Origin of the sequence: Roseburia sp. OF03-24 (assembly GCF_003463035.1) — a bacterium.
Classification (GTDB): domain Bacteria; phylum Bacillota; class Clostridia; order Lachnospirales; family Lachnospiraceae; genus Roseburia; species Roseburia rectibacter.
This window is the reverse complement of sequence record NZ_QSCK01000023.1, coordinates 1-12,795: the sequence shown is the minus strand read 5'-3', so window position 1 is coordinate 12,795 and position 12,795 is coordinate 1. Positions and strand designations below refer to the sequence as shown.

The window sequence follows — 12,795 nt, the reverse complement described above, 5'->3', positions numbered from 1 at the left end:
TTTCAATAACCTATAAACTTTTTCCTGTTCGATATTTTACTAATTTTAACACTAACCGTATCAGCAAAACAACCAGTAAAATAGCGATCAATACGATTCCTGCGATCATGACGGCATATTTATTCGGATTTTTTATTAATTTTATGAGATCAGACGAATCATCTACCACTTTTCTTTCATGCAATCCGGCATAATATTGTGGAATATCCGCAATTCCATCTCCATTTTCATCCGGGAACGACTCCATATAATGTGCGATCGCCGTCCATGCCTTTAATTCCCCGCCATTATCTGTCAAAATCACATCTTCAAAATTTTCAATCGGTGTTCCATCTGCCTTTTTCGGCACAACAGACAACAGTCCATACGATGTTTTCGTCACCGCAGACAGCATCTGCCCACTGTAAAGATCTGCCACCACGCGATACATTTTATCATCTTCTAACTCCCTGCGATTGCCATCTGCATCCAGCAGATACACATCGGTAACACGGTTTAAGATCATACGATGCGGGTTGTAAGTAAACTGCAAACCGTACATATACAAACGTGCAGATGTCATCAGATCAGACACGGATGCGTCGATTTCTGCCACAGTTTTTAACTCTTTTCCTGTCAGATATGCTTCGATCAGCGGATACCCCGGCACACCGTCCGCACCGATTCCAAGTGAAAACGAATTAAACACATCCTCCACCGTAATGTTTCCTTTTGTATAGGTATCACGGATCGTTCCACTCGGCGCGATCGCCACATCCACGGGAGTGCCATTATAATCCGTACTGTTTGTGACCGCATAAGCATAGGCATCTGCGATGAGATCCCCCAGATTATGCTCGGTATGGATGTTGTAGAGATCCTCCAGGCTGTCAAATGCTACATCATTTTCCGCAAGTACCTGTTCTCTCGTAAACCCAAACTGTGCCAGATAATCGGTATCCACCGTCGCCATAAAAGAATTGATTTCTTCCTGTGTTGCAGCATCTTCCGCAATATCTGTCTCGATTGGAGTAAGTTGATATTCTTTCATGCTCCATCGCCCATCATCCTTTTGTTCCAGCGATAAGGAACCTAAGTACTTGCCATATTCCCCTGCGGAAACGATATAGGTATCCCCATGTACAATCGGCTCCTCCAGTTTTGTATGCGTATGTCCACTGATGATCACATCCAGATCCGGCACTTTTTTTGCAAGAATTTCATCCTCTGACTTTGACTCATCTTCTGAAGTTCCACTATGGGAAAGACAGATGATAATATCCGCATCTTCGTTTTTCTTAATTTCAGCTACAGTCTTTTTTACTGCTTCCACCGGATCCGTAAACTGCAGTTCACAGGTCGGTGCACATGCCAGTGCATCTTTTCCGAATACGCCAAGCAGCGCCACCCGGACATCGCCCTTTTGCACCATCACATAATCTTTCGTACCGTATTCCGTAAATGCATCACGGATCTGCTGCTGTCCTTCTGAGAGTCCCTGCTGTTCCATGGCATCCCAGTTGATATTACAGACAAGAAGCTCCGGCACGGTATCTCCGCTTTCCGCCGCGGTTTCAAGCATCTTAGCAAGTCCCTTTGAACGATAATCAAATTCATGGTTGCCAAGTGTTGTCGCCTCGCAGCCCAGTGCCCCTAACATCCGAATCTCTGCCGCCTGTGTCTCAAAAACGGTCTGCACCAGCGTTCCCATGGAAAAATCTCCACCATCCACTACTAATGTATCCGGATTTTTCTCCTTTTGTTCATCGATCAGCGTCTTGATCCTTGCGAACCCGCCGATCATTTCCTGTTTTTCGTCCACTACCGTTGAAAAACTGTTCAGATGGGAATGTGTATCATGCACAAACATGATATCAATCATTTTAGAGTCCGTCTGGTCTGCCGCCTTCACACTGCCGGACATCCCCATCATTCCCAAAACCAGAACAAAAACAAGGACTGCAGCCAGTCCCATTTTCCAATTTTTGATCTTTTCCCGTAACATATAAGTCTCCCTGTCTTACAAAGCATAATTTTGCTTTTTTTACTTATATTTTACTTGAACTTTTAAAATTAGTAAATGGTGGTGCAGTCCTAATTTTTACTTTATCCAAAATATTTTTTACAATAGATTGATCCTGTCTATGCAACCGTAAATTTCTTTGTGTCCTTCCTCAACATCAAAGATGCCTCCTGCGTCTGTTTCATCAGTTCACGCATATCTTCTGCCTGTCTGTCAACATTGGTAACACGCTCTGCAATGCTTCCGGTACTTGCCGCACCATCATTTGCAGCTTTCGTTACCTCCTGAATGTTTGCAACCACTCCGCTGACCGAAGCTAAAAGCTGTTCGGATGCCGCGCTGAAATCCGTTACAAGTTCTTCAACATAGTTTGCATCTTCATTATAATCATCTGCCATTTTTTCAAAATCATCAAAACTCTCCGTGACGTCTCCTCCCACAAACTCTAACAGACGTTTTGCATCTGTGGTCAGTCTTGCAACTGCTGTCTGGACACGCTCTGTCACTTCCTGAATATTCCCGACCGTGCTCGCCGACTGCTCCGCAAGATTACGGATCTCATCTGCAACAACTGCAAATCCTTTTCCCGCCTCTCCGGCTCTTGCGGCTTCAATTGATGCATTCAAAGCCAGCAGATTTGTCTGAGAAGTGATTCCCATGATGGACTCCGCAAGAACACCGATCTGCTCCACGACTTTTGCATTTTCAAGTGCTTCCGATAAGCTGTCATTGATTTCCCCATGCACTTTCCTGATATTTGCACGGCTTGCACTGATCTTTTGTTTCGTATCAGCCGCTCTGGTATGGATCTCGTCAACTTTTCCGTTTCCCTCCTGTGCATGCTCTGCAATTCCTTTTGCAGCTTCCTCAATCTCTCCGGACATCGTATTCACTTCCTGTGCAGCTGCTGCGGTCTCCTGATTTCCGGCTGCAAGTTCCTGCGTGATACCAGATACACTGTCAATCTCGTCCGCAAGTTTTGCCAGTGCCGCCTCTGCTGTTCCAACCGTTTCATCCAATGTATCCGCTTCGCGCTGTACATAGCCGATCAGATGTCTCATATTGTGATGAATGTCACGGATGCTGCGTGCAAGAATACCGATCTCATCTTCACGTTTCAGGTATTTTTCATCCACACGCTGCGTAAAATCGCCCTGTCCCATTTTTTCGGCAAACAGCGCAGATCTTTTGACGCCTGATGTAATGTCGAATGTAAGATACAGTACCCATATATCCGTGAGTATGCACATAATAACCATAAAATAGAAAAACTGATCCTGTTTTGCTTTCTTTTCCTGCTGCATTTTCTGCAATATCGGCTGCAGTTCCTGTTGTATTTCTTCCTGGGAATATTCCGGGTGTTCCTCACTTACATATTCTTCCATGCTGGTGATCGCATCATTACGGATAGTACCCATATTTTTTGCTCCGACAACTACTCCATATAATCCGATTATTAAAATCTCAATAATCAGAATCGTCATTTTTACCTTTAATGATACTTTTCCACTTAGGGTCACATCAATATCCTCCTTTGTTCTTTCTGATTTATTCTCATAAACGATTTTATATTAATACCATTCTACTATCATTTAATTTTGATTACAATATACATCTTTGACAATTTATTTATCAGGTTTTTGTTTCCTGTCTGACTGAAAAAATGCGGCACATCCTGCCGGACACACCGCATTTTCATATTTCTGTTTATTTTAATGCTGCAGGATTGATCTTCTTTGTGCGGATATCCTCTTTTAACAGTGCAAGGAAATCTTCCTTGGAAACTGTGGTGGAATTCTGCTCTCCATGCAGTCTGTAGCTTACGGTTCCGTCAGCTGCTTCGTTCTTACCAAGTACTAACAGATACGGCACTTTCTCCATCTGTGCTTCACGGATACGGTAGCCGAGTTTCTCGTTTCTCTCATCGATCTCAACACGGATTCCGTTGTCATCCAGATACTTATATAAGTCATGAGAATATGCGTTAAGTTCTTCATCCTCATTCTTGACCGGAAGGATCTTAGCCTGAACCGGAGCTAACCATAACGGCAGGTTGCCTTTTGTTTCCTCTAAAATGTATGCCATGAAACGATCGAGAGAACCTAAAATCGCTCTGTGTAAAACAACCGGTGTTTTCTTGGTTCCGTCGCTGTCAATATAAGACAGGTTGAATTTTGCCGGCAGACAGAAGTCTAACTGGCAGGTTGAAAGTGTATACTCATTACCGATCGCCGGTTTTACATTAACATCAAGTTTTGGTCCGTAGAAAGCAGCCTCGCCGATCTCTTCTGTATACTCGATACCGATATCGTCAAGTACTTTACGGAGTGCATTCTCTGCGTTGTTCCACATCTCATCGTCATCATGATATTTTACTTTATCTTCCGGATCTCTTAAGGAGAGTACACAGCGGTAATCTGTGATATTGAAATCTTTGTAAGTATCAAAGATCAGTTCTACTACTTTTGCAAACTCAGATTCGATCTGCTCCGGTGTTACAAACAGATGGGCATCATTCTGACAGAAATGTCTTCCTCTCTCGATACCTTTTAAGGTTCCACTTGCCTCAAAACGGAAGTCATGTGCGATCTCGCCGATACGGATCGGCAGATCTTTATAGGAATGCATTCTGTTCGCATAGATCATCATGTGATGCGGGCAGTTCATCGGACGGAGTACAAAAGATTCACCCTCCATTTCCATTGCCGGGAACATATTCTCTTTGTAGTGATCCCAGTGACCGGAAGTTTTATAAAGATTTACGGTACCAACACAAGGTGTCATAACGTGAAGATAACCAAGTTTGCGCTCTTTCGCTTTGATATAATTTTCAAGTTCCTGCCATACCGTGTATCCTTTTGGAAGGAACATCGGAAGTCCGCGTCCAACCAGATCGTCAGACATAAACAGGTGCATCTCTTTACCAATCTTTCTGTGATCACGGTCTTTTGCTTCCTCTAAGAGTTTTAAATGCTCCTCTAACTCTTCTGCAGTCGGGAAACATACACCGTAGATACGCTGCATTACATGGTTATTTGCATCACCTTTCCAGTAAACACCGGAATATTTGATCAGTTTAAAGTTTTTACATAATTTGGTATTGTCAACATGCGGTCCACGGCAGAGATCCGTGAAATCGCCCTGATCGTATACGGAAATATTTCCATCCTCTAAACCATCGATTAAGTCAAGCTTGTACTCATCATCTTTGAACAGCTCTAATGCTTCTGCTTTTGAGATCTCACGTCTGTAAATCTTTTTACCTTCTTTGCAGACTTTTTTCATCTCTTTTTCGATCGCTGCGATCACATCATCATTGACAGCAGTATCGCCAAGATCGATATCATAATAAAATCCTTCTTTTACAACAGGTCCTACCCAGAACTTTGCGTTCGGATATAAGTGTTTTACTGCCTGTGCCATCACATGTGCACAGGAATGGTTGAGCGTATTCAGTCTCTCGTCTTCTTTAAAATCTACCATGATTAATCTCCTTTTCCTAAACTAAAAAGTCCCTTATACAGACAACGTATCTGTATAAGGGACGAATAAACATTTTTATCCGCGGTTCCACCCCGTTTATCTCCATGTGGAAAATCACTCATTTTGATGATAACGGAATCACCGGACCGGATTAGGGCCGCTCAGAGGTGGTCTTCCTGAAGTTCCATTTTAAGATACTCACACCAAAATGTATCTCTCTCTTTAAAATTTCCGATCAGTACTCTTCTCTTCAATGCGTTTCTTTGATTTTATTTCATAGAATGCATTCTGTCAAGTTTATTCTTTCGTACATCACACCTCAATATATGGATATTCGTGGAAATAATCCATGATCAGTTCCACCATCTCCACATTGATTTCTTTGACCAGCGGACATTCTGTGTAAACATCATATCCACCAGCACCGCTGTAACGGTAATTATTCAGGCATAATGTAAATTTATCTTCATCTAAAACCGGCTTTCCGTCTCTTGAAAGCCCCACGATCCTGCTTCCGACCGGGTTTTTTGGATTGATTTCAAAATCCACACCCATATAATAGTCATAATTATAATGTTCCACCTTTGGAACCAGGAAGCTGTCGGAAACACAGACATTTCCTTCGTTATCATATGCAAAGTATTCTGCACTGCGCTCCATTACTGTCTTTAGCTGTGCACCCGTGATCTCACAGACCACAAGTGTATTCGGATATGGATAAGTGGCTATGATATCGCGTGTGCTCACTTCACTGCGGAAACCTGCGATTTCATTTGCCAGACCGACGGACGATAACATTGCTCCCGAAAAATGAAGCTGGATACGGTTTAAAAAATCGGCGATCAGTGAGCCATACAATGCCATTTTTACCTTTTCTTCCGGCATGATTGCACGGCTCAAATGACCAATTGGCTGATTTAACCATGCCTGCACGGAATTTTCCGTAGAACGGTATTTATCTGCAAGCCCAGCCCCCTTTGTGGGATCTGACTGCCGCAATTCGGACCTGATGCTCTTTTTATCCTCTGTCACGGTGACCTCCAGATACTGATATTCTTTTGCATTATCACATGGCTGTACTGTATAAGTTCCAAACAGCTCTCTTCCATGCACAGACATATGCTGATGTCCGGTCAGTAAGATATCAAAATCCAGTTCCTTACAGATCCTGTAACCCACATTTTCAGTCGTCTTAGAAAGCACCGCTCCGCTTTCTAAATCACACTCAAAACCTCCGTGATAGATGCAGATCGTAAGATCTGTCTGCTCTTTCATCTGGGCAAGTGCCCTCTTCGCTGCCTCAAAAGGATCTGTAATATGGATTCCTTTTAAGTTTTCTTCTTTTTCCCAAATGTTTACATAATCCGTTACAATACCAGCGATACCGATGCGCAATCCGTTTTTCATCGTATGAAGTTTCCATGGAAACAGGGTGTTTCCTTCCTCATCCATGATATTCTGGCACACACATACACCGTTATTTCTATTGCGATATGCCGCCTGATAATCTAATCCGTAATTAAAGTCATGATTGCCAAGTGTATAATAATCGTATCCGCAGTCGTTCATAATATCTGCGATCACTTCCGGAGAGTTTGCAACCTGACGGCAGTAATAAGCAAAGGCGGAGCCTTGTAAAATATCTCCGCCATCTATGATGAGTGTCTCATCATCCTTGTTAAAATCTGCCGCACAGCCAAAAAGTCCTACCGGTTTTACATCCATATCCCCATAAGTCGTCGGATAAAAATATCCGTGCACATCTGAGGTAAAATAAATTTTTAACTTTTTCTGCTGCATGTTTTATCCCTTTCAATAACCTGCAAATTTGAGTATGCGACTCAAATTTGTATGCGTAAAATCTTTCATATATGGATTTTTCGCACTACTAACCCCTTGCTAATTTTGTACGGATCTTTGATGAGATAACTTCAATAATTAAGATCAGTACGATCAGTCCGGCAAGAATTGCTCCTACCTGATTCCATTTGTATGCACTCATCGCAAAGATAAGCGGTGCACCGATACCACCGGCACCAACCAGACCAAGTACTGTTGCATCTCTTAAATTCATATCAAAACGATAGATCAAAGTAGACATAAAATCTGGGAACAACTGGGATAAGATACCGTAACGGATCTTCTGGAACATCGTACATCCTGCTGCATCTAAGGATTCCAGAATCTTAGTATCCAGATCCTCAATGCTCTCGATAAACATTTTACTGATCATACCGATCGAACAAAGTGACATGGTAAGCAGTCCGGCAAATGGTCCAGGTCCTGTCACACGGATAAACATAAGTCCGTATACAAATGCCGGAATCGTACGGATTGCCATAATAAATACACGGAAGATCAGTGCAACCGGCTTCGGCATCAGATTTGCTGCCGCAAGGAAAGAAAGCGGAATGGATAATACTGCACCGACGATCGTTCCTAAGAATGCGATACACATGGTTTCCAGTAACAGATAAGCAACACCGGATGTGGAGAGGTCAAACAGTAAATTCGTATCCGGGTGGAAAATTCCGCTGATGATCTTTCCTGCGACGGAAAGTCCGCTTCCGTTTGATCCGGTAGACTGAACCGTAGAAAGTGACCATGCAAGAAGTGCTGCAACAATCAAAGCCACAATGATCTTTGCGTACCAGGTCTTTGGTTCCTGCTCGTACATTTTTTTGATTGATTCATTCATTTTGCCGGTTCCTCCTACGTTAATTTCTTTCTGATATAATGGCTGATTGCTTCAATAATAAGAACTGTACCAAACAGAACGATCAGAATCATTCCTACACTGTCATACTCACGCCAGCCGATCTTTTCATTTAAGATCAGACCGAGTCCGCCTGCTCCAACATATCCCAGGATTGCTGCGTAACGCACATTTCCCTCAAAACAGAATAAACATACAGACATGTATGCCGGCAGTACCTGCGGCATGATCGCAGAAATAAAGGAGTACGCCTTTCCTGCACCCATGGCTTCCATCGCCTCATATGCCCCCATATCGACCGTCTCGATCATCTCGTATAACTGTTTTCCAACATAAGCAAAGGTAAATACTGCGATTGCAAAGGTACCTGCCATCGTACCAAGTCCCCAGATATAAGTTGCGATCAGGGCAGCAACCAGTGTCGGGATCGTACGCACAATACTTAAAAACACACGGACTACACCAATCACAACTTTATTTTTGATCAGGTTGCTGGATGCGAAAATCGCAAAAGGAATCGCAAGCACACCACCCACAAAAGAGCCGAGCAGTGACATTTTGATCGTATCAAAAAGTGGTCCCCAGATGCTTGAAATATAACCAACCTTCGGTGGAAACATCTGTCCTAAAATATCAAAGAAATACCGGATTCTCGTCACAAGCGTTGTCATGGAAAAACCAGTAACCTTTACGGAGATCCATGTTGCGATCAGAACCAGAAGAATGATAAGCGGTGCACGGGAGCATTTTTCTTCCACAACCTTGCCGTTGGCAAGCACAAGTTTTTTCGGTTTAAATATTTTATCGTATAATCCCATTACGCTTCCTCCGTTTTCTCCGGAATCTTTCCTTCGTAAATTGTGTTCAACACGTCCTGTGTCACATTTTCGGAAGGTCCGTCATAGACGATCTTTCCGGCACGGATTCCGATAATGCGGTCTGCATATTCGAGTGCTAATTCCACATGATGGATGTTGATCAGGATTGAAATGTTCATATCCTGATTGATCTTTCTGAAATCACTCATAACCTGTTTTGCCGTTACCGGATCAAGTGCTGCAACCGGCTCATCTGCTAAGATAATCTCCGGATTCTGCGCAAGTGTACGCGCTAAAGCAACACGCTGCTGCTGCCCACCGGAAAGCTGGTCTGCACGGATATATGCTTTATCCAGAATACCGACTTTATCCAGACTCTCAAGTGCCTGCATTTTGTCTTCCTTTTTAAACACACCAAGCAGAACTCTCCAGAAAGGCATCTCCGGCACTTTTGCCATCAATACGTTACGGATTACTGTTGTTCGTGTGACAAGATTAAATGACTGGAAGATCATTCCAATCTTTCTGCGGAAAGTACGAAGCTCTTTTCCTTTTAAGTTCTTAACCTCTAATCCATCCACCGTCAGAGTTCCTGATGTGATGTCATGCATACGGTTGATCGTCCGCAGTAACGTGGACTTTCCTGCACCGGAAAGACCGATGATCGCTACAAATTCACCCTGTTCGATCTTTAAATTGACATTGTCCAGTCCCACTACCCCGTTCGGATATACCTTCGATACGTCCTTAAACTCGATCATAAATTTAAACCAAACCTTTCTTTCACCTGCTGTTTTTATGGTGTGTGTTTTTTATAGGTGTATACTCATTGAAAGGCTGCCGCAAAGCCGGTTTCCCGGCTCTGCAGCAGCCCTCCTGCTGCCCGTCATACTGCCTGTTATTATTTCGTTGTTACTGTCCACTCCCTGTCAAACGTTCCAGTAACGATTAGTTTGCTGCACTTAATTCCTGGATCAGTTTCTGTGCTTCTCTCTCTTTATCATAATCAGAAGACTGTGCCGGCTCATATCCGTTGTGGCTGTAGATAGAGATAACTGCCTTACCTTCCTCTGTGTTACCGATATTGATGAGTGCTGTCTGGATTGCTGATTTTAAGCCGTCATCCATGATCGGAGATGTCTTGCTGACACAAACTGTATCATTGTAGATCGGATCTGTTACACCGATAACATTTGTCTCTTCCCAGATAGATTTTGTACGACCAAATTCACTTGTCCAGCTTTCTTCATAGTCACGTCTTGCATCTGCATAAGTTACAAGTACGTCGATCTGTCCGGAAGCAAGTCTTGCAAATGCACTTGCGTAGGAATCAGACTGTACTGCAGAAGAAAGATCTGTAATACCTTTCTGGTATCTGTCCTGTAACCATAAAGCCGGGTAAATATAACCTGCCGGTGAGGAAGATGACATAACACTCCAGTTTGCACTGTTTAAATCATCCCATGTAAGTTCTTCGCCGGAGTTTACTTTATCAGCAAGTTCCTGTCCTTTATCAGAAGGACCTGCGATAAATAATGCACGGTAAGAAACTGCCTGTTTGTCAATGCCTTCTGTAGGCTGTCCATCATTCCAGTCTGCTGGATTGTCAGAGTCTTTATTTAAACCATCTCTGGTTGCTGTTAAGATCACATCTGCTCCATCATCATAAAGTACATAGGTACCGCCCGGGATAAATCCAACATCTGCTGTTCCTGCTGCAAGAGCCTCACCTACTGCCTCAAAGGTTGTACCAACTGTGATCTTAACTTCTCCGATGTCATATCCTAAGCCTGCTAACTCTGTCTGCATTAAATTTGCAAGTGGTTCTGTTGCAGTTACGATCTCGTCCGGATCTCTGGACGGAACGAAGTATACATTTAAAGTATCAATTTTTACATTGTCAGCAGAAGCTGTCGCGTCAGAATTTTCTGTTGCAGCTACCGTATTATCTGTCGTGTTATTATCTGCTGCGCTGCTGCTGTTGTTTGATGCGCTGTTTCCACATCCTGCAAATGTACCCATGCATAATGCTGCTGCAAGTAACATAGCAATTTTTTTCTTCATAATGAAATGTTCTCCTCTCTCTCCTGCATCTATTTCCATGCAGGCGTGCACACTTTTGTTGTTGCTCTTTCAGAAATTGTCCGGCCAATGATCAGGCACTGTCTCCGAGTTCGAGCTTTGTTGGCAGATACACCTTCATCGTATCTTTTCTGCCATCTAAAATCCGCTCCAAAAGAAGTTTTATGGCAGTCGTCCATACAATATCAGGCAGCATGCGAAGACTTGTATACGTCGGATATTTCGTCGAAAGTGTCTCAATATCACGGTAAATCACCACCGCAATATCTTTTGGAATCCGGTATTTTAATTCTTTGACCGCTTCTAATGCTCCCTCTGCGACCTCATCATTTCCCAGAATAAGAACTTCCGGCACTTCATCTGTCAGAAGCATTTCCTTCGTGAGCAAATATCCACTCTCATGACTGATCTCTCCGACCTTAAAATAGCCTTCCTGATAACAGCCTTTGTTTTGCAGGATCTGCTTTAATCCATTCAGACGACGCTCTCCGATACGCACGATATCATCTTCATATATTCCGCCAATATAACCAATGCTGCGATACTCCTTCTCGTCCATCAGATAATGCACCATATCGCTTAATCCCTGCTCGTAATCCATGAGGATCTGATCAAACTCATAATCCTTTTTATCTGAATTAACAAACAGGATCTCCGTGCTTAGTGATCGTAAAAAATCAACTTCCACTTCCGAGAATAAACCAAATGCAATGATACCGTCCACCTGCTTTACCTCTCCGTAAACCAGACGTAAAAATACAATATCTGCTTTCTGTGCAATACTTCCGGATAAAATATCCGCCGAAGTAATACTCACATCCGGCCTGTCTCTTCTTACGATATGCCAGTCCGCAACTCCGATGACGATCTGTCTGTCTCGTTTGGCATGACGCATCTTAGGCGGGACATATTTCAACTCATGAGCGATCTTAATTATTTGGTTTTTTACCTCAGGTGTCACTGATAATGTCTCATCCTGATTCAACACTCTCGACACCGTTGCCGCCGACACATGTGCCAGCTTAGCAATCTCTTTGATTGTTGCCATATAATCACGCCTTTCTTCTGCATTATATTTCACGATTTTACAGATTTCAATAGCTTTAGTAAAGTTTTACTAAAATTTTACCCAGTTTATACAAAAGAGAGAATATCTATCAGGTACGTTAATAAAAATTATTAATTCTGCTGATAAATATTCTCCCTTTTACTGGAATCTGAACCTGTTTTTCCCTTTTGCTGATGCTGTGTTAAAATCCTGGCTGCAATTTTTCGAGCTGTCCTACACATGATGGTTTGTTTATGAAATAAATCGCCCGTCCAAATGGTGTTTCATAGGCTTGTGAATGGCATCTTGCGCAAAGCCGGAGTTAATTTTGGTTCCATTGTACGAAAATAAGAAAAGTCTAAGTGTGTCTGAGTTAGATTTTCTCGGAGTGACGTGACCGGCGTTCAACGAGCCATCCGTGGCTCGTGAAGCCTTGTTCTGCCATCCGTGGCAGAACATCACTGTGTATCTACAGACACACTAAGATTTTCTAATTTTCTCCCAAAGTCACAAAATTAGCTTCGACTTTGCGCAAGATCCCAGCCGTCAGGTTATGAACACCATTTGGGTGGGCGGTTCATCTCAAAATCTGGGGGCGTGGGTGTGAATTTTTGATATTCGCACGAATGGAAATATGCTTAAAATC

At 42.9% G+C, this 12,795-nt stretch carries 9 protein-coding genes and 1 other annotated feature; all 9 genes read right to left on the bottom strand.

Going from position 1 to position 12,795, the window contains the following annotated elements; genetic code table 11:
• Positions 1-10: 10 nt before the first annotated feature.
• Positions 11-1,984: a bifunctional metallophosphatase/5'-nucleotidase gene (locus DXA60_RS12330; protein ID WP_117921629.1), complete on the bottom strand. Its 1,974-nt coding sequence runs from the start codon at positions 1,982-1,984 to the stop codon at positions 11-13.
• A gap of 137 nt (positions 1,985-2,121) precedes the next feature.
• Complete coding sequence (locus tag DXA60_RS12325; protein ID WP_243006874.1) at positions 2,122-3,522, bottom strand: methyl-accepting chemotaxis protein; 1,401 nt, start codon at positions 3,520-3,522, stop codon at positions 2,122-2,124.
• 187 nt (positions 3,523-3,709) lie between these two features.
• Positions 3,710-5,485, bottom strand: coding sequence for a threonine--tRNA ligase (thrS, locus tag DXA60_RS12320; RefSeq protein ID WP_117921627.1), 1,776 nt, complete (start codon positions 5,483-5,485; stop codon positions 3,710-3,712).
• 54 nt (positions 5,486-5,539) lie between these two features.
• Positions 5,540-5,748: a binding site (T-box leader), on the bottom strand.
• A gap of 49 nt (positions 5,749-5,797) precedes the next feature.
• Positions 5,798-7,285 (bottom strand): bifunctional metallophosphatase/5'-nucleotidase, encoded by a 1,488-nt coding sequence (locus tag DXA60_RS12315; RefSeq protein ID WP_117921625.1) that lies wholly within the window; start codon positions 7,283-7,285, stop codon positions 5,798-5,800.
• An 88-nt stretch (positions 7,286-7,373) separates the two neighbouring features.
• Positions 7,374-8,183, bottom strand: coding sequence for a phosphonate ABC transporter, permease protein PhnE (gene phnE / locus DXA60_RS12310; RefSeq protein ID WP_117921623.1), 810 nt, complete (start codon positions 8,181-8,183; stop codon positions 7,374-7,376).
• 14 nt (positions 8,184-8,197) lie between these two features.
• A complete protein-coding gene (gene phnE / locus DXA60_RS12305) occupies positions 8,198-9,019 on the bottom strand; it encodes a phosphonate ABC transporter, permease protein PhnE (protein ID WP_117921621.1) in 822 nt (273 codons plus the stop codon).
• Positions 9,019-9,780 (bottom strand): phosphonate ABC transporter ATP-binding protein, encoded by a 762-nt coding sequence (gene phnC, locus DXA60_RS12300; RefSeq protein WP_006855404.1) that lies wholly within the window; start codon positions 9,778-9,780, stop codon positions 9,019-9,021. Before phnC ends, phnE (DXA60_RS12305) begins: the two co-directional genes overlap by 1 nt.
• Before the next feature lie 187 nt (positions 9,781-9,967).
• The gene (locus DXA60_RS12295; RefSeq protein WP_117921619.1) at positions 9,968-11,083 is read right to left on the bottom strand and encodes a phosphate/phosphite/phosphonate ABC transporter substrate-binding protein; all 1,116 of its coding nucleotides are present in this window, start codon (positions 11,081-11,083) and stop codon (positions 9,968-9,970) included.
• A 91-nt stretch (positions 11,084-11,174) separates the two neighbouring features.
• The gene (locus DXA60_RS12290) at positions 11,175-12,149 is read right to left on the bottom strand and encodes a substrate-binding domain-containing protein (RefSeq protein ID WP_199536223.1); all 975 of its coding nucleotides are present in this window, start codon (positions 12,147-12,149) and stop codon (positions 11,175-11,177) included.
• Positions 12,150-12,795: the final 646 nt, after the last annotated feature.